A 17,909-nucleotide genomic window follows, 5' to 3' on the forward strand; every position below is an offset into this window, starting at 1 on the left:
AGGGAGAGGAAATGGACATTTCTAGCAAAAAGAGCGGCTTTGTCGCCATGATCGGCCGCCCCAATGTGGGCAAATCAACCCTGATGAACCGGTTGATCGGACAGAAGATCGCCATCACATCCAACAAGCCCCAGACGACAAGAAACCGGATTCAGACGGTCTACACCGATCCGGACAGGGGGCAGATCGTCTTTCTGGATACGCCGGGGATTCACCGGGCCAAGAATAAGCTGGGAGAGTACATGGTGGGCCTTGCGGAGCGCAGCATGAGGGATGTGGATCTGATTCTCTGGCTGATTGAACCCGACACCCGGGTAGGGGGCGGCGACCGTCATATTCTGGAGGAGTTAAGAAAGAGCAAGGTCCCGGTTTTCCTGGTGATCAACAAGATCGACATGGTGGAGCGGGAGAAGATCCTGGAGGTGATTGACACCTATCGGAGGGAGTATGATTTCGAGGAGATTCTTCCGGTCTGCGCCAGGAGCGGTGACGGCACAGACGACCTGATCACAAGTATTTTCTCTTACCTGCCTGAGGGCCCGCTCTTCTATGACGAAGACACCATCACAGATCAGCCCATGCGGCAGATCGCGGCAGAGATCATTCGAGAGAAGGCCCTCTATGTCCTCGACAAGGAGGTCCCCCACGGCATTGCCGTCGCCATTGAGGTCATGAAGAAGCGAAGCGGCAGGAAATTCTACGACATAGAGGCGACCATCATCTGCGAGCGGGAGTCCCACAAGGGAATCATTATCGGAAAGAGGGGGGCTATGTTGAAGCGGATCGGGTCGGACGCCAGATTTGAGCTCGAGCGGATGCTGGAGAGCGGGGTGAATCTGCGCCTCTTCGTCAAGGTCAAGGAGAACTGGAGAGACAGTGACTTCCTCATCAAGAATTTCGGCTGGCGAAGAGAAGACGACGCATGAGTCGGAGCATGATTGTGACGGGTATGGTCCTCTCCGCCATGCCCGTGGGCGAGTTCGACAGGAGAGTCGTGATGCTGACCCGGGAGCAGGGGAAGATTGCTGCCTTTGCCCGGGGGGCAAGAAGACCGCGCAGCCAGCTTCTGGCTGCCACAGGGCCGATGGCTTTCGGGACCTTCGAGATCTACCCGGGCCGAAATTCCTATACCCTGTCCGGAGCCAATATTGACGCCTATTTTATGGACCTTGCGAGAGACTATGACAAGGTCTGCCTGTCTGCCTACTTTCTGGAAGTAGCCGAGTACTATGGGCTGGAGAATGACGATGAGTCCCAGCGCCTGACCCTGCTCTACCTGACCCTAAGGGCAATGGAGAGCGGCAGGTTCACCCACCGGCTTCTTCGGATCATCTATGAGATCCGGACGATGGGGATCAACGGTGAGTATCCGGATGTCTTCTCTTGCGCCGTCTGCGGCGGGAAAGAGGACCTTGCTTACTTTCACATGGGAAGGAGGGCGGTGATCTGCCGTAACTGTGAGCCCGGGGAGGGGGGACGACTTATCTCCGGGTCTGCCCTCTATGCCCTCCAGTATATCCTGACCGCTCCGATGAAGAAGCTCTTCTCCTTTCGCCTGACAGAGGCGGTGGAGGAGGAGGTCTGGGGAATCCTAAGAGACTACCGGGGGAGGTATCTGGACCACGCGTTTAAGTCGGAAGCTTTCTTGCAATAAGGGGGCTTTCTTCCTATAATGTGAAAGACTATGTGGCCGGGAGCACAGGCTCTTAGCGCCCATCAGACCAAGAGAAGAGTAAGAGGAATTTAGCATGGAAAAGACAATGGAGAAGATTGTTGCTCTGGCCAAGGCGAGAGGGTTCGTCTATCCCGGCTCCGAGATCTACGGGGGCCTCGCCAATACCTGGGACTACGGGAATCTGGGCGTTGAGCTCAAGAACAATGTGAAGCGGGCCTGGTGGCAGAAATTCATCCAGGAGAGCCCGCAGAATGTCGGCATCGACGGGGCGATCCTCATGAATCCGCAGACCTGGGTGGCCTCCGGACATCTGGGCTCCTTCTCTGACCCCCTCATGGACTGCAAGGAGTGCCACGAGCGCTTCCGGGCAGACAAGATCATTGAGGATTTTGCCAAGGAGCAGGGCATAACCCTCAGCTCCTCGGTGGACGGATGGTCTAACCGGGAGATGGAGGCCTGGGTCGAGGAACACCATGTCCCCTGCCCTTCCTGCGGCAAGCATAACTTCACAGAGATCCGCCAGTTCAATCTCATGTTCAAGACCTTCCAGGGCGTCACGGAGGATGCCAAGAACACGGTCTATCTGCGCCCGGAGACAGCGCAGGGTATCTTCGTGAATTTCAAGAACGTACAGCGGACCTCCCGCAAGAAGATCCCCTTCGGAATCGGCCAGATCGGCAAGTCCTTCCGCAATGAGATCACGCCCGGCAACTTCACCTTCCGGACCCGCGAATTCGAGCAGATGGAGCTGGAGTTCTTCTGTGAGCCCGGGACAGATATGGAGTGGTTTCACTACTGGAGAGGCTTCTGCCGTGACTGGCTCCTGTCTCTCGGCATGAACGCAGACCACATCCGCCTGCGCGATCATGATCCGGAGGAACTGTCCTTCTATTCCAAGGGAACCACGGATATCGAGTACACCTTCCCCTTTGGCTGGGGAGAACTCTGGGGGATTGCCGACCGGACCGACTACGATCTGACGCAGCACCAGAAGGTATCGGGCGTCGACATGTCCTACTTCGACGACAGCAAGAATGAGAAGTATATCCCCTATGTGGTCGAGCCATCACTGGGGGCGGACCGCGTGGTCCTGGCCTTCCTCTGCGAGGCCTATGACGAGGAGAATATCGGAACGGAGGAGAAGCCGGACATGCGCACGGTCCTCCACTTCCACCCGGCTCTGGCTCCGGTGAAGGTAGGCGTCCTTCCCCTCTCCAAGAAGCTGGCGGAGGGTGCGACTAAGATCTACAAGCAGCTTTCTAAGAAGTTCAACTGTGAGTATGACGACAGGGGAAATATCGGGAAGCGCTACCGCCGCCAGGATGAGATCGGAACTCCCTTCTGCGTTACCTATGACTTCGATTCTGAGACGGACGGGGCTGTCACCGTCCGTGACCGCGACAGCATGGAGCAGGTTCGTCTGCCCATCGAAGAACTTGAGAAGTATCTGGAAGAGAAAATGGCTTTCTGAAATTGATGCCTGATATGATGAATGTTTAGCTCCTGCGTTGGCCCCATGGCTCGCAGGAGCTTTTGAAAAGAGATGGATTGGGAATTTTACAGTGAGTTGGTAGACCATGATCATTGATATCACGAAAGAATTATTTGTTCTTATATTTATCCTTGGTCTTCTACTCAGCTGGTTCTTGAAAAAGAGACTGCAATTACAGACAAGATTCTGGGTTATTCTTAGTTTTCTTGTGTATGTGATTTGTCTGGCAAAAGTTACTTTGTTTCCTGTTTATTTCTTTAGCGATGAGGACTTGCGCCAGATGAAGGAGGGGGTTGATTCCTATTTTGCTTTCTACCAGCTGATTCCTCTTGCGTCCATACGAAATTATCTGCACGAGGGGGCTTTGGTTCAGCTGATTGGGAATTTTCTGCTTTTATCGCCTCTCTCTGTCTATACTGAAATTTTTACGCGGGGAAAATGGAAAACAGGCAAGAAGATAGCTTTGCTCGCATTCGTGTCTGTTATGATTGAAGCTCTTCAGCTCTTACTTAATGTCGTAAGCGGTTTTCCGGCCAGAACAGCCGATATTGATGATTTTTTCCTGAATACTTCCGGAGCGGTATTGACCCTTGTGATTCTTGTTCTCTTTCGAAAGATGCTTCGAAACCACGAACACTTTAAAGCATCACTTGACTCTCTCTTCTATGATTGATTTGGCGATTATGCCCGCCAGGCGGAGTTCCACTGGCGGGCGTGACTGCAGCGTTTGATTCAACCGTTCAACGTGTCCTTCCAACATGGTTGAATACGAGAAAACTACCATAGACAGGACATGATTATTTGGGTCAATTGCGGAAAGAAGCTTGGAAGCTTTTTGATTGTCAATATCTTTGAAATATGTTCTTAAAAAAATACAATTTATATGTTATAATCCACATAGCTGATTAGAGAAAAAGAAGTGTTGTGCAGGTTATATGAAACGTGTTGAAAGTTATTTATCTATTGAGGTGATTCCATGAAATGTCCTGCATGTGGCAAGGAGATGGAGTCCGGAACCATGAACTATACAGGCGCATGGTGTTTAGGTAGTGTCTGGTGGCAGAAGGAGAGGAGTACAGAGACTGTACGGCTTCATGTATATGGGGATGTGAATTATCCGCTTGGAGATAAGGAGAATTGCAAGGGCTACTACTGCCCGGACTGCGAGATGCTGATCCTTCCCAAGGGGAGCCATGACTATCGGGCCAGATAAGCAAAAGTGTATTTTTACAGGTACAAGATTGACAGTGAGGGCAAAAATGGGAGAAATAACTCCTGTTTTTGCCCTCATTTTGTACAGATCCCCATACAAGTAATTGACCTTTCTGGCCAGTATGTTATTATTTTAGCAGTGCTCGGAGGGGGAACCTCATGAACACAAGAGGCTCTTTGACGATAGGAGAGAGTACTTCATAAGTTGAGTTGTAGGAGGAAAATTGAATGGCAAACAAATGGGTCTACAAGTTTACCGAGGGCCGCGCATCCATGCGGAACCTGCTGGGCGGCAAGGGCTGTAATCTGGCAGAGATGACTTACATGGGCATGCCCATCCCGCAGGGATTCACCATCACCACTGAGGCTTGCACCGCTTACTATGAGAACGGCAAGGGCCTTCCTCAGGAGGTCCTGGATCAGATCGATGAGAACATCGCCTGGCTGGAGAAGATCAACGGGAAGAAGTTCGGAGATCCGACTGATCCCCTGCTTGTATCCGTCCGCTCCGGCGCCCGCGCATCCATGCCCGGAATGATGGACACCATCCTGAACCTGGGCTTAAATGACATCGCAGTTGACGGCTTCGCAAAGAAGACCAACAATGAGCGCTTCGCCTATGATTCCTATCGCCGCTTCATCCAGATGTATTCGGATGTCGTTATGGAAGTCTCCAAGTCCCTCTTCGAGAAGGAGATTGACGACGTCAAGGCCAAGAAGGGCATCACCTATGACATCGACATGGATGTCGATGATCTGAAGGAGCTGGTTCGCCGCTTCAAGGCCATCTACAAGAATGCTCTGGGAGAGGACTTCCCCCAGGAGGCCAAGCAGCAGCTGATCGGCGCAGTCCTGGCCGTATTCCGCTCATGGGATAATCCAAGAGCCATCGTATATCGCCGCATGAACGACATCCCCGGATCCTGGGGTACTGCCGTGAATGTGCAGACCATGGTATTCGGTAACAAGGGTGAGACCTCCGGTACCGGCGTTGCCTTCACCCGCAATCCCTCTACCGGCGCCAAGGGCATTTTCGGCGAGTACCTGCTCAATGCCCAGGGTGAGGACGTCGTTGCAGGTGTTCGCACACCCCAGCCCATCTCCACACTTGAGAACGCCATGCCCGCAGTCTATAAGCAGTTCATGGAGCTGGCCACCAAGCTGGAGAACCACTTCCATGACATGCAGGATATGGAGTTCACCATTGAGGAGGGCAAGCTCTACTTCCTCCAGACCCGTGACGGAAAGAGAACCGCTCCCGCAGCCATCAAGATCGCCTGCGATCTGGTGGACGAGGGACAGATTGACGAGCAGACCGCTGTAAAGCGTATCGACGCCAAGTCTTTGGACCAGCTCCTGCACCCATCCTTCGACGCAGAGGCACTGAAGGCAGGACAGATCATCGGATCCGCACTTCCCGCATCTCCGGGCGCCGCAGCCGGTAAGGTTGTCTTCGACGCAGATGAGGCCAAGGCACAGGGAATCGGCGGCGCCGGTGAGAGAGTCATCCTGGTTCGCCTGGAGACATCTCCCGAGGACATTGAGGGTATGCATGCCGCTCAGGGTATCCTGACGGTTCGCGGCGGAATGACCTCTCACGCAGCTGTCGTAGCTCGCGGCATGGGCACCTGCTGCGTATCCGGCTGCGGTGACATTGTCATCGATGAGGAGGCCAAGGTCTTCACCCTCGGCGGAGAGACCTTCCATGAGGGAGATTACATCTCTCTTGACGGTACAACCGGTAACATCTACAAGGGCGACATTGCGACCAAGGAGGCTGAGATCGGCGGAGACTTCGGCCGCGTTATGGCCTGGGCCGACAAGTACCGCAAGCTGAAGGTCCGCACCAATGCCGACACTCCCGCAGACGCCGCCAAGGCTCGTGAGCTGGGTGCCGAGGGCATCGGCCTCTGCCGTACCGAGCATATGTTCTTCGCTGAGGACAGAATTGCAGCCTTCCGTGAGATGATCTGCTCCGACACCGTGGAGGAGAGAGAGAAGGCTCTGGAGAAGATTGAGCCCTATCAGCAGGGAGACTTCGAGAAGCTCTATGAGGCGATGGAGGGCAACCCGGTTACCATCCGTTTCCTGGATCCCCCCCTGCATGAGTTCGTTCCCAATACGGAAGAAGAGATTCAGAAGCTGGCCGACACCCAGGGCAAGACCGTCCAGCAGATCAAGGATATCATCGCCGGACTCAAGGAGTTCAACCCCATGATGGGCCACAGAGGACTTCGCCTGGCAATCACCTATCCCGAGATCGCCCGCATGCAGACGACGGCAGTCATCCGCGCTGCAATCAAGGTGTCCAAGGCGCATCCCGATTGGAATCTTGTTCCTGAGATCATGATCCCCCTCTCATGCGATGAGAAGGAGCTGGCTTTCGTCCGCGATATTGTCGTTGAGACTGCTGACAAGGAGATCGCGGCAGAAAATGCTGACCTTAAGTACGAGGTCGGTACCATGATCGAGATCCCCAGGGCTGCCCTGACGGCGGATAAGATCGCCAACCAGGCAGAGTTCTTCTGCTTCGGAACCAACGACCTGACCCAGATGACCTACGGCTTCTCCCGTGATGATGCCGGTAAGTTCCTGGATGCCTACTACAGCAACAAGATCTTCGAGTCTGATCCCTTCGCCAAGCTGGATCAGGTCGGCGTCGGCAAGCTGATGGAGATGGCCGTTGATCTGGGTAAGCAGTCCAGACCTCAGCTCCACACCGGCATCTGCGGCGAGCACGGCGGTGATCCCTCATCCATCGAGTTCTGCCACAAGATTGGTCTTGACTATGTTTCATGCTCACCCTTCCGTGTGCCCATTGCCCGTCTGGCAGCAGCCCAGGCCGCGCTGAAGGACTGATCGAAAGGAAATATAGCAAAGCTGTCAGAGGCGACCGCTTTCTGACCGGCTAGAAGCTTCCATACGAGGAAGGCTGATTCTCATATTTTGTGACCGCGTTTGCGCCACAGACCATGGGGATCGGCCTTCTTTTCTTGTGTCAGGGGGTTAGTCCGCTCGGATCGTTATTGTTCATTTTGTTTCGAAAAAATTTCGAAAAGAGGTCTGTATCTTTTAACTAAAAACTTGTACACTTGTGTGTTAGAAAAAGGTGTGATATATGGATATTATTGCAAAGATACAAAGAATTGCGGAAGAGGACCCGGATCGGACGGCCTTCCTCTTTCGGACCGGCCGGATCAGCTATGGAGAGCTCTTTCAGAGAGCCGGCCGGCTTGCCGTCCGGATCTCTGAGGAACTCCCGGACGAGAGGCAGGCGATCCCGGTCTACGGGCACAAGAATATCTGGATGCCGGTCTGCTTCTTGGCATGCGCCCTGTCCGGGCACGCCTATGTGCCTATGGATGTGAATATGCCGGCCTCAAGGATCGCGGATATCGTGGACGCTGTGGCAAGTCCCCTTGTTCTCGCCGCAGAGGAATTTGAGGGGCCGGACGGGGTCCGGGGGATCGGCCCGGACCGCCTGGAGGAGATCTGCAGAAGAGAGGCGGACCTGTCCCCAATCATCCGCAGGGAAAAGAGGGCGGCGGATGATATCTACTATATGATTTTCACGTCCGGGTCTACCGGAAAGCCCAAGGGGGTCCAGGTGACCTGGGCCAACCTGAACGCGTATCTGGACTGGTCTGTGAAGTTGGTCGGTGACAGGAGGGGTGTCTTCTTAAATCAGGCCCCCTTCTCCTTCGACCTGTCCGTCATGGACACCTACACGGGTCTTGCCACAGGATCTACGATTGTGAGCCTTGACCACGACCTGCTCAGGGATGTGCCCTCTGCCGTGGACTTCATCCGCCGGCATGGGGTCAATTACTGGGTCTCTACACCATCGTTTGCGGATCTGGCCATGGGAGACAGGAATTTCTGCGCCGCAAATCTCCCGGAACTCAGCCACTTCCTCTTCTGCGGAGAGCCCCTCACACCGAAGACGGTCCGGGGGCTCAGGGACCGTTTTCCCAAGGCCCATATCATCAATACCTATGGGCCCACGGAGACGACGGTCTGCGTGACTGCGGTGGAGATCACGGATGAGATTTTAAGGACGGAGAGCCTGCTTCCGGTCGGCTATGTCAAGGCGGGAACAGAAATATACGCTGCGGACCGGGAGGGCAGGCGGCTGGGCTTTGGCCGGACGGGGGAACTGATCATCAACGGAGATACGGTCGCCGCCGGCTACTATGGCAATAAAGAGCAGACGGCCAGGCATTTCTTCACGGACCGGGACGGGAAGGCTTCCTACCGGACGGGAGATCTGGGCTATGTGAGAGAGGATGGGATGGTCTACTGCTGCGGCCGCGCAGACCAGCAGATCAAGCTGCATGGCTATCGGATTGAACTCGGAGACATCGAGAAGAACCTCCTGGCCCTGGACGGGGTAGAAGCGGCGGTGGTTCTGCCCAAGATGCGGGAGGGACGCGTGCACAGTCTGGCGGCCGTCATCCTGCAGAAGGAGGGAACAGATGACTCCTACGCCCGGCGCAAGTACATCCGGCAGAGCCTGGGAGCGCGGATTCCCGCCTACATGGTTCCCAAGAAGATTGTCCTCTTAAACAGCTTTCCCGTGACGTTGAACGGGAAAGTGGATAAGAAGGCGCTGGAGGGGCTGATCTGATGTCATTATTTGTTGATCAAAGCTTCTTCCTCTCTCTGGGTCTCCTGGCGATTCCGGCCCTGCTTCTGGGCTATCTGGAGAAGCCCCTCGCCCCCTATGGGAGCCTGGTCTCCTTGCTCTATGTCTATTGGGCCATGGGGAAGAATCCGACGGCACTGGCCTATTTGACCCTCTTTCTGGCAGTCAGCTATGCCCTTGACCGGGGCTATCTGGCGGTCCGAAAACGGTGGGGGAGAAAGACCTGGATTTACCGTATCTTTCTGATCGGCTCAATCCTGCCTCTTGCCCTCTATAAGTTCTCGCTGGCAGCCAACTGGCAACTGCATCTCTTCGGCTTTCTGGGTCTGTCCTACATGACCTTCAAGTCGACGCAGATCATTATCGAGACCTATGACGGGTCCATAGACAAGTTGAGGCTCTGGGACTTCCTCTACATGGACCTCTTCTTTCCGGTTCTGACGTCAGGTCCCATTGACAGGAGCCGGCGCTTCGAGGGAGATATGCACCGGATTCTGCCCAGAGAAGACTATATGGACCTGGCCGGGCGGGGCCTGCAGAAGATTCTCCTGGGAGCCGTCTACAAATTTGCCCTGGGTGCCTGCTTCTACCATCTCTACACCAATTTCGGGATGAAGGCGGACTTAAAGCACATCCTGGTCTATTTCTACGGCTATGGCTTCTACCTCTTCTTCGACTTTGCCGGCTACTCTCTGATGGCGGTGGGGGCCTCCTATCTCTTTGGCATTGAGACCCCGGACAATTTCCGGGCTCCCTTCCGAAGTCTGGACATCATCGAGTTCTGGGACCGCTGGCATATCAGCCTCTCGCACTGGTTCCGGGATTTTGTCTTCTCCCGCGTCTCTATGGGCCTGATGAAGACCAAGAAGTTCAAGAATCGCCTGACTGTGGCCGGAATCGCCTTCTTCATCAATATGGGAATTATGGGGATCTGGCATGGGACCGATCTGCAGTATCTGGTCTACGGGCTCTATCACGGTCTGCTTCTGACACTGACGGAGATCTTCCACAAGAAGTCAAAATTCTATAAGAAGCACAAGAAGGAGACCTGGTTTCGCCTGATCTCCTGGGGGATCACATTCAATCTGGTCTTCTTCGGTTTCTTCATCTTCTCGGGCAGGTTCTTGAACCTGCTTGGGATCTATTAAACAAGTGACAGGAATACAAAGGCAGGAATAAGAAAGCAGGAATAAGATGGAAGAGAAGTTATTGAAGATTTTAGCGGAAATCTGTGAGGATGAGGTGGTCATGGAGGACCCCGACATCAATATCGACGAGGAGGGTCTGATTGACTCCCTGGGCTATATGGAGCTCCTGGTTGATATCGAGGAGACCTTCGGCATTGTGATTGCCCCTGCGGAGTATCGCAGGGAGGAGATGAATACACCGGCCAAGATTATAGCCATAGTCAAGTCAAAGATGGAGCAGGCATGAGACGAATACAGGCTTTCTTGATGGCTCTGGTGCTCTTTATCGTCTTTCTGGGCAGCTTTCATCTATTGATGCAGAGGGTCGACTTGCGGGGGGGCGATGGCTTTCGTTTCTTCTACAGCGATTTTCGAAACAAGTGCCTGCCGGCTCTGACCGAGAACATGGATGAGGACACCATGCCGATTTTCGGGTCTTCGGAACTGGGTTTCTGGGCCGATGAACCTTATCACATCAGTCATATGTTTACCAGACAGCAGGTGAACTCCACGACTGTGGGCTATCCGAATGTGCAGTCGCTCCAGGATGCCATCAGTCTTGCGGCGCTCTCCGGGGATCGGTCTCCCAAGAAGGTGACCCTCCTTGCCTCCCCCACGTGGTTCTCCGGGACAGGGATAACGGCGGCCGCTTTCAAGCAGCACTTCTCCGATACAGCCTATCTGGCCCTGCTCAAGAACCGCAGGCTCTCGAGGGAGACCAGGGATCAGATCATCCGCCGGGTCAATGCCCTCTCGGCCTCGGATCCGGACCTGGCGACCCGGGTGCGGATCTACAACAAGGCATATGCCGGGGAGGATTCCTCCGAAGCCGAGAGGCTTGCGGCAGACCTTCTGGGGGCCAATCGGGGAGACCAGGAGAAATTCGCGGCCGCTGTTCTCAAGATGAAGAATGCCCGGAAGGCGGACCGGAATGTAGAGATGTCTGACGCGACCATTCGATCTTATCTGAGAGAGGACCAGAGCGTAGACTGGGAGAAAATGAGGGAACAGGCAAGGGCGGATACCGTCGGGCAATCGGACAACCCGCTCTATGTGATGAATGAGACCTGGAAGAAGAGCTATCAGAAGAATTATCAGGACAAGGACCAGGTGCACAAGGACGAGCAATGGACCGCGAGCGATGAGAAGGAGGACTTAGATCTCTTCCTCAGGGTGGCCAAGGAGCTTGGGATCAAGACCCAGGTCATCATCCTCCCGGTCAACGGCTACTGGTACGATGCGACCGGCATGCCACGAGCCAACCGGGACCGGGTCTACCGGGAAATCGCAAGCTGCGCGGCCAGCTATGGGGCCCGATGCATGGACTTGAGTCAGCATGAGTACACGCCCTACTTTATGGCGGATGTCTACCATCCCTGGTCTCTGGGATGGACTTATATCAATGAGGCGATTTATGATTTTTACAAGACTTAAAGAGGTCCTTAGAGACCGGAAATTCTGGAAGTACACGGGAAGTTACCTGGCGTTGATGATTATTCTCTACCTCTTTGCGATCCTGGGGAGCGGTCTGGCGACGCCGGGCTTCACCTATGCGGCCTTCTGACCGTATTTCCTGATTTTCTGATTCTCGGAGAGCCTGAAGAGCAAAAGAGATGGGAGAGGAGGCGTCTGTTGACAGGTGTCTCCTTCCTTTGTATAATAACTGTATTAGTTGAACTAGTACGAATAAAACAATCCATCCTAAGAGGTCAGAAAAGGGACACTTGACCGGATGAAAGAGAGGAAAGGAGGGGCTGCTTGATCCGTTTAGATCTAAAAGACGCAAGGCCCATCTACGAGCAGATCGTGGACAAGTACAAGAGGCTGATTCTCCTTGGGGTTCTTCAGAGGGATGAGCAGATGCCCTCAGTCCGACAACTGGCCGTGGACCTGGCCACGAATCCCAATACCGTGCAGAAGGCCTATGCCCAGCTGGAGAGAGACCGGTATATCTACAGTGTGCCGGGACGGGGGAATTTCGTCCGTCCAAGAGAAGACCTGCTTCTTCGGCGCAAGGAGGAACTGGCGGGAGAACTCTTGCTCTGGGTGAAAGAGGTGGAGACCCTGGGCTTTGACCCCGAACAGATATGGCGGGAGACCTGTTTTGGTCAGAAGAACAGAGGAGGCAAGTATGATTGAGATACGAAGTGTCAGCAAGTCCTTCGGCCCGATCAGGGCAGTGCGAGATGTGACTCTCTATATCAAGGAGAAGACCATCTTCGGTCTGGTCGGAACCAATGGGGCCGGCAAATCAACCCTTCTTCGCATGATGAGCGGGGTCCTCCGGGCGGACCGGGGGATCATCCGGATTGACCAGGAGAACATTTATGACAATCCGCTTGCCAAGGTGAAGATCTTCTTCGTCTCGGATGATTTCTATTTCCTGCCGAATTCGACGGGAGAGGAGATGGCTCTCTACTACCGGGGCCTCTACCCGAACTTCGATATGAGTTTCTTCTGCAGACTGATGGAGTCTTTCTCCCTGGGGAAGAACCGCAAGATATCGACCCTCTCCAAGGGGATGAAGAAGCAGCTGGCCCTGATCCTGGGCCTTGCGGCCAAGAGTCCCTATCTCTTCTGTGATGAGGCCTTCGACGGCCTGGACCCGGCTGCCCGGCAGCTGGCCAAGTCCATCTTTGCCGCAGAGATGGAAGAGAGGGGGCTTGCGGTGGTGATCTCATCCCACAATCTGCGAGAGCTTGAGGATGTGAGCGATCAGATCGGGATTCTCCACGAGGGGGGAATTCTACTGGCTGAGAACCTGGAATTCCTGCGGCAGAAGCGGCAGAAGATTCAGCTTGTCTTTGCCTCCGAGGAAGACCGGAAGCGCTTTGAGTCCGGGGTCAAGGTCCTTCTGGCAAGGCGGCAGGGACATATGATGGTCTACACCATAGAGGGGACAAAAGAAGCATTGGAGGAAACCCTGTCCAAGTGCCGGACCATCTATGTAGAGCGGCTCTATTTGTCTCTGGAGGAATTATTCATCAGCGAAATGGAGGTTGTGGGCTATGATGTCGGCAAGTTTATCCAAGCTTAAGCGCTCAAGCAGACTCTGGGTTGCAGTGATCTGCGCCATTCTTTCTTTTCTCTATTTCCCTGTCCTTTGCCTGCTCATGGTCAGCTCCGGGAGGATGGAATTCGTCGGGGCAAGTCCGGCAGATATCCACCTTCATCTGTCGGAGATGTTCAGCCGTATTCTGGGCTTCAGACAGGTCGGTTTCGCCGTGATCACGATCTTGCTTGCGATCTTCATGGGACTTGAGAGCTTCGCCTATCTGGACGATAAGAGGAAGCTGGACTTCTATGAGAGTCAGCCGGTATACCGGGGCAGGCGCTTTCGAAATATCTACCTGGGCAGTCTTCTGATCTGGCTTGTCTCCTATCTGGTCAACCTGGCAATCAGCCTTCTGATCGCCGGCGCAACAGGGGCTATGACGGGAACGCTTGTGCTTGAGAGTCTCCTGGAATTGGTGATCATGATCGGACTCTTTGCGGCGGTCTACAGCATAACGGTCCTGGCCAAGATCTTGACCGGAAGGATCCTGGTCAGCCTCATGATGGCAGCCTATTTCTTCGCCTTCGAACCTCTGCTCAGGGCCATTCTCAATTTCTTCGCGGGCCGCTATCTTATGACCTATGTCGGGCAGCAGACGCGAATGTTCAGCTCCCCCATCGCCTACTGGATCAGGGGACTGGGGACCGTATATCGAATCGATGCATTTGAGAACCTAAGAGAAGTTACTTTGTGCTTTTGGGGACTTCGATGGGGACTGGTTGCCAATCTGGTTCTGGCCATTCTCGCCGGTGGTCTGGCCTATCTGGCCTACCGAAAAAGAGGAGCGGAGATGGCGGGATGCGCGGTTGTCTTCAACTGGGTCCGGGTTCTCGTTAAGATCACAGGGACCAGTCTCTGCGGCCTCATGGTGGCCGTGGTTCTGGATCAGATCCTGCTCGTGAGAGGATCGGGGATCAATCAGCTTTTATATGTCCTCTTTGTCTTTCTGATGACGACCCTGATCGCAACCCTGACCGAGGCCCTTCTCTCCATGAATATCAAGGCGATGGGACATCGGCCCTGGGAGGCAGCCATCAGCGTGGGTCTGGTTCTTCTGGTATTCCTGGTCTTTCGCTTTGATCTTCTGGGATACGACAGGAGCCAGCCGGGACCAGACCGGATCCGTTCCTATGCGCTCTATGACGAACGCCTCCTTCCCAGGGATGATGATATCCTGCTCAATAGCTCCTACGGCGGGAGCTTCTTCTACGGTAATCAAGGGGACTCGGGACTTAGGGAGGGGGATCCGAGTCAGGTCGGCGGACCGGCCATGGCACTGACCAACAAGGAGGATCTTCTGGCCATGGTTAAGGCGGCAAATGCCTGGGCGGCGGACCACAAGGACCGCCTGTCTTCCGATGCCTGGACCCTGCGAATCAAGTATCGCCTGAGGAGCGGTAGGGTTTGCCTGCGGAAGGTTCATATTCCGTATGACATGAAAGCCTCTCTCTTAGATCCCATCACAAGCTCAGAAGAGTTCAAGGAGGCGAGCTTCCCTCTTCCGAAGCCGGACTCTTTGCTAAGAAGGGGGAATGTGGGCATCTATGTGACAGGGAATACGGAGTCCGCAAATATTGAGACACAGCTCAATTACGGGGACTTCTATCAGGCCTATCGGGAGGACCTGAAGTCTTATAACTACAGTATGGTCCTGCGGGATCGAATTCTCGCGGAAGTAACCGTTCATATCTATGACAAGACAGGCGAAAGAGAATGGGTCAATACCTATCCCATCTACGCCTCCTACCAGAAGAGCCTGGCTCTGCTGAAGGAGCATGGGTTTGATCCCAATGAGAGGCTCCAGGCGGACCGGATTGAGAAAGTGATCGTCATCGGCAGCAACCGGAAGGGCCGGGAGAATGGGATTGAGCGAAGCGCGGAGTTCTATTCGCAGAAAGAGATCCAGGAGATCCTGGACCGGTCCGAGAGTATGAGGATGGAATCCCTCTGGTCCCGCATTCATAGGATCAGCGACGATAAGGTCTACTCGGTACAGCTGATCTATCGGGAAGGAGGGGAGACCGACCATAAGAGTAACGACCGCTATCTCCTGAGGGACCGGGCCCCGGCCTGTGTGCTTCGGGCCATGGAACAGAGAGACAGGTGACAGCTGGGAGGGACTCGGGATAATACACAAATCAAAAGAGCATAAATTGTATATTATTTCGGGTTCAAGAAAGGCAGAAAAAGGAATAAATCCTAAGTAAGGAAATTTCCTGTAAGATATTCACAAAAATACGCGAACAAAACTGTTGACAATGACAGGAAAAGGGGGTATGATGCAATTGTTCCGAAGGGCAAGGACCTTTCGGAATCAAAGAGACATTCCCCCGGTTGCGGAGTTTCCCTTCCTTTATGACACCCCCCCTTCAATAAAGTTCTTTTTCCGCAGCCAACTTTGAATACCCCCCTTTCGACAGCAAATTTCACAATTTGCTGTCATTTTTTTTGTATGAAATTACAGGGGACAGATGTTCTTTTGATGATACAATAGAGGAAACGAAAACAACAAAGATTGTTTCCAAAACGAGGGCGGGAAGGATGAACACGGAGCAAGTAAGAAGCAAGATTCTGGCGGGAAGCCTCGTGACGCTCAAGACCAGGGGAGCCAGATTTACGATGGATGAGCTGGCCCGATACCTGTCTATGAGCAAGAAGACCATTTACAGGATCTTCCCGGACAAGGAGTCGATTCTGGCGGACTTAGTCGACGATGTCTTCGACCGGGTGGCCAGGGAACAGGAGATGATTCTATGTGACCGGAACCTGTCCACGCTGGGGAAGCTCGAGGGGATCTTCTGCGTACTCCCGGCTGAGGCCAGAGGGATCAATTTTGCAGACCTTTTCTGCTACCGGGGCAAGTACCCCAAGCCCTATGAGCGGATCGAGGCCCGCATTGAGAGCAACTGGGAGCCCACCTTCAGGCTCATCCATGAGGGGATCAATGAGGGGAGCATTCGCCCTGTCAACCCGCATGTGATCAAGATCATCTATGAGTCGGCGATTGAGAGCCTGCTCTACGGGCGAAACCTGGCGGAGATAGATCTTGATTACAATGAGGCGCTGGAGGAGATGGCAGCTGTCATCATCCATGGAATCAGAAATGAAGAGAGACAGGCGGGAGGAGGCAATGGTGGATCGTTCCAGAAGGATCTTCGGCAATGAGATTGCCGGTCGGGATTACAGGAGGGCCCTGCGGTCCAAGAGGAAATTCGCGGGGAAATTCGGCGATGACAGGAAGACGCTCTATCAGGTTCGGTTGGAGGAAAATCCGGTGCTCGGCCAGCGCTTTGGCGTGAGAGACATCCGCCTGGAAGCGGCTGCCGGAATCCGAGAGAGAGGACGGATGGGGGAAGGAGCCGGGAAGGTCGCCTTTGACCGGGACAGGGGACTGATTGTCGGCAATATCCGCATGGGCTTCGGCCACTATCGCATCTCCATGGCCATGGCTTCTGCCGCCCATGCCCTGGGCTACAGCCCCTACTGGATGGATCTGAATTCTTACCCGCAGACGACGGCGACCAAGATCATTCAGGCTCAGAATGAGCTCTACTCCCTGGGCTCTCGCCTGTCCCGCTTCGGGATTTTCAATAAATTGGTCTGGGAGCCCATGAACTACGAGGGCTTTCGGGCTCTGACTTACAATGCCACAGACCAGAAGAACGCGGAGCTGATGGCGCCCCTCTTTCGGGAGATCCCAAAGGACATCCCCCTGATTGCCACTCACGTTTGGCCGGCACAGGCGGCCCTGCACGGGGGGATGCGGTATGTGGTCAACGCGATCCCTGACAACTGGCCCATGGCCCTGCATCTGGCGGAGGGAAGCCTTCACACCGTCCAGTGCAAGTACGCTTATCAGGGCTACCGGATCCTAAACGGTTTCGCCGGGAGCAAGGTCTTAAGGCCCATCCCGCCGGACCAGCTCTGCTGCACGGGCCACTATATCGATCATGAACTGGTCGCGCATGTGGATGAGGACTGCAGGGCCAGACTTAAGAGGAAGGAAAAGGGAGAGCCCATGCGCTTCCTTCTCTCGCTCGGAGGAGCCGGAGCCCAGAGAGAGCTCTTTGCCGCCATCATCCGCCACCTCCTGCCCTCGATTCGGGACAGGAGGGCGGCCCTCTATGTCAACGTGGGGGACTATCGGAATGTCTGGGAGGACCTGACCGCCGATATTCCAGAGCTGAGGAAGCATGCCGAGGAGCACTTTGAGGACTTTGACCGGGCGGCGGCATTTGCCGACCGGGCTCTGACGGCCCATGTCGAGGGAGTGCACGCCTTCTGCCACAAGAATATCTTCGAGGCGGTCTATATCACGAATCTCCTGATGCGGTCCTGTGACGTCCTGGTGACGAAACCATCAGAACTCGCCTTCTACCCGGTACCCAAGCTCTTCATCCGCCGGGTGGGAAAGCACGAGATGTGGGGGGCAATTCACTCCGCCGAGATGGGAGACGGGAGCCTGGAGTGCCGCGATATTCCCCATATTCTCCAGATGACAGACCTCTTTTTGGACGACAGCCGGGAGCTCTTTGGTATGTGCGAAAGCATCCGGAGGAATCGGGCAAGCGGGCTGTATGACGGGGCCTACCGGGTGGTCGAACTGGCCATGCAGCTAAGAGATAAGCAGCAAGCAAGATAAG

At 54.5% G+C, this 17,909-nt stretch carries 16 protein-coding genes; all 16 read left to right on the plus strand.

The genetic code is table 11. From position 1 onward, the window contains the following. The first annotated feature begins 11 nt into the window (after positions 1-11). The 16 genes from era (at position 12) to ACO5R6_RS02780 (ending at position 17,908) form a co-directional block, all read left to right on the plus strand. Positions 12-926: a GTPase Era gene (era, locus tag ACO5R6_RS02705; protein ID WP_485625650.1), complete on the plus strand. Its 915-nt coding sequence runs from the start codon at positions 12-14 to the stop codon at positions 924-926. After that, positions 923-1,654 carry a DNA repair protein RecO gene (recO, locus tag ACO5R6_RS02710; RefSeq protein ID WP_485625651.1) on the plus strand — a complete coding sequence of 244 codons (732 nt, stop codon included), beginning with the start codon at positions 923-925 and terminating at the stop codon, positions 1,652-1,654. Before era ends, recO begins: the two co-directional genes overlap by 4 nt. Positions 1,655-1,748: 94 nt before the next feature. Then, the gene (locus ACO5R6_RS02715; RefSeq protein ID WP_485625652.1) at positions 1,749-3,146 is read left to right on the plus strand and encodes a glycine--tRNA ligase; all 1,398 of its coding nucleotides are present in this window, start codon (positions 1,749-1,751) and stop codon (positions 3,144-3,146) included. 106 nt (positions 3,147-3,252) lie between these two features. Next, positions 3,253-3,840: a VanZ family protein gene (locus ACO5R6_RS02720; RefSeq protein ID WP_485625653.1), complete on the plus strand. Its 588-nt coding sequence runs from the start codon at positions 3,253-3,255 to the stop codon at positions 3,838-3,840. Positions 3,841-4,143: 303 nt separating this feature from the next. Beyond that, the gene (locus tag ACO5R6_RS02725; protein ID WP_485625654.1) at positions 4,144-4,380 is read left to right on the plus strand and encodes a PF20097 family protein; all 237 of its coding nucleotides are present in this window, start codon (positions 4,144-4,146) and stop codon (positions 4,378-4,380) included. 227 nt (positions 4,381-4,607) lie between these two features. Continuing rightward, entirely contained in the window at positions 4,608-7,238 is a 2,631-nt protein-coding gene (gene ppdK, locus ACO5R6_RS02730) for a pyruvate, phosphate dikinase (RefSeq protein WP_485625655.1), read from the plus strand. A 259-nt stretch (positions 7,239-7,497) separates the two neighbouring features. Further along, positions 7,498-9,006, plus strand: coding sequence for a D-alanine--poly(phosphoribitol) ligase subunit DltA (gene dltA, locus ACO5R6_RS02735; protein WP_485625656.1), 1,509 nt, complete (start codon positions 7,498-7,500; stop codon positions 9,004-9,006). Then, positions 9,006-10,172 (plus strand): D-alanyl-lipoteichoic acid biosynthesis protein DltB, encoded by a 1,167-nt coding sequence (gene dltB / locus ACO5R6_RS02740; protein WP_485625657.1) that lies wholly within the window; start codon positions 9,006-9,008, stop codon positions 10,170-10,172. Before dltA ends, dltB begins: the two co-directional genes overlap by 1 nt. 46 nt (positions 10,173-10,218) lie before the next feature. After that, the gene (dltC, locus tag ACO5R6_RS02745; RefSeq protein WP_485625658.1) at positions 10,219-10,458 is read left to right on the plus strand and encodes a D-alanine--poly(phosphoribitol) ligase subunit DltC; all 240 of its coding nucleotides are present in this window, start codon (positions 10,219-10,221) and stop codon (positions 10,456-10,458) included. Beyond that, positions 10,455-11,645, plus strand: a complete 1,191-nt coding sequence (gene dltD, locus ACO5R6_RS02750) for a D-alanyl-lipoteichoic acid biosynthesis protein DltD (protein ID WP_485625659.1) — start codon at positions 10,455-10,457, stop codon at positions 11,643-11,645. The genes dltC and dltD overlap by 4 nt, the downstream gene beginning before the upstream one ends. Continuing rightward, positions 11,626-11,775: a hypothetical protein gene (locus ACO5R6_RS02755; RefSeq protein ID WP_485625660.1), complete on the plus strand. Its 150-nt coding sequence runs from the start codon at positions 11,626-11,628 to the stop codon at positions 11,773-11,775. The genes dltD and ACO5R6_RS02755 overlap by 20 nt, the downstream gene beginning before the upstream one ends. Positions 11,776-11,969: 194 nt before the next feature. Further along, the gene (locus ACO5R6_RS02760; RefSeq protein ID WP_485625661.1) at positions 11,970-12,350 is read left to right on the plus strand and encodes a GntR family transcriptional regulator; all 381 of its coding nucleotides are present in this window, start codon (positions 11,970-11,972) and stop codon (positions 12,348-12,350) included. Next, on the plus strand, positions 12,343-13,248 hold the full coding sequence (locus ACO5R6_RS02765) for an ABC transporter ATP-binding protein (RefSeq protein WP_485625662.1): 906 nt from the start codon (positions 12,343-12,345) through the stop codon (positions 13,246-13,248). The genes ACO5R6_RS02760 and ACO5R6_RS02765 overlap by 8 nt, the downstream gene beginning before the upstream one ends. Beyond that, positions 13,220-15,373: a hypothetical protein gene (locus tag ACO5R6_RS02770; RefSeq protein WP_485625663.1), complete on the plus strand. Its 2,154-nt coding sequence runs from the start codon at positions 13,220-13,222 to the stop codon at positions 15,371-15,373. Before ACO5R6_RS02765 ends, ACO5R6_RS02770 begins: the two co-directional genes overlap by 29 nt. Before the next feature lie 434 nt (positions 15,374-15,807). After that, a complete protein-coding gene (locus ACO5R6_RS02775) occupies positions 15,808-16,431 on the plus strand; it encodes a TetR/AcrR family transcriptional regulator (RefSeq protein WP_485625664.1) in 624 nt (207 codons plus the stop codon). Continuing rightward, the gene (locus ACO5R6_RS02780; RefSeq protein ID WP_485625688.1) at positions 16,397-17,908 is read left to right on the plus strand and encodes a DUF6937 domain-containing protein; all 1,512 of its coding nucleotides are present in this window, start codon (positions 16,397-16,399) and stop codon (positions 17,906-17,908) included. The genes ACO5R6_RS02775 and ACO5R6_RS02780 overlap by 35 nt, the downstream gene beginning before the upstream one ends. Position 17,909: the final 1 nt, after the last annotated feature.

This window comes from Shuttleworthella sp., from assembly GCF_057251025.1.

Bases quoted from the DNA above. Each gene is read 5' to 3' on its own strand.
- era (WP_485625650.1), top strand. From the start codon at position 12: ATGGACATTTCTAGCAAAAAGAGCGGCTTTGTCGCCATGATCGGCCGC.
- recO (WP_485625651.1), top strand. From the start codon at position 923: ATGAGTCGGAGCATGATTGTGACGGGTATGGTCCTCTCCGCCATGCCC.
- ACO5R6_RS02715 (WP_485625652.1), top strand. From the start codon at position 1,749: ATGGAAAAGACAATGGAGAAGATTGTTGCTCTGGCCAAGGCGAGAGGG.
- ACO5R6_RS02720 (WP_485625653.1), top strand. From the start codon at position 3,253: ATGATCATTGATATCACGAAAGAATTATTTGTTCTTATATTTATCCTT.
- ACO5R6_RS02725 (WP_485625654.1), top strand. From the start codon at position 4,144: ATGAAATGTCCTGCATGTGGCAAGGAGATGGAGTCCGGAACCATGAAC.
- ppdK (WP_485625655.1), top strand. From the start codon at position 4,608: ATGGCAAACAAATGGGTCTACAAGTTTACCGAGGGCCGCGCATCCATG.
- dltA (WP_485625656.1), top strand. From the start codon at position 7,498: ATGGATATTATTGCAAAGATACAAAGAATTGCGGAAGAGGACCCGGAT.
- dltB (WP_485625657.1), top strand. From the start codon at position 9,006: ATGTCATTATTTGTTGATCAAAGCTTCTTCCTCTCTCTGGGTCTCCTG.
- dltC (WP_485625658.1), top strand. From the start codon at position 10,219: ATGGAAGAGAAGTTATTGAAGATTTTAGCGGAAATCTGTGAGGATGAG.
- dltD (WP_485625659.1), top strand. From the start codon at position 10,455: ATGAGACGAATACAGGCTTTCTTGATGGCTCTGGTGCTCTTTATCGTC.
- ACO5R6_RS02755 (WP_485625660.1), top strand. From the start codon at position 11,626: ATGATTTTTACAAGACTTAAAGAGGTCCTTAGAGACCGGAAATTCTGG.
- ACO5R6_RS02765 (WP_485625662.1), top strand. From the start codon at position 12,343: ATGATTGAGATACGAAGTGTCAGCAAGTCCTTCGGCCCGATCAGGGCA.
- ACO5R6_RS02770 (WP_485625663.1), top strand. From the start codon at position 13,220: ATGATGTCGGCAAGTTTATCCAAGCTTAAGCGCTCAAGCAGACTCTGG.
- ACO5R6_RS02775 (WP_485625664.1), top strand. From the start codon at position 15,808: ATGAACACGGAGCAAGTAAGAAGCAAGATTCTGGCGGGAAGCCTCGTG.
- ACO5R6_RS02780 (WP_485625688.1), top strand. From the start codon at position 16,397: ATGGTGGATCGTTCCAGAAGGATCTTCGGCAATGAGATTGCCGGTCGG.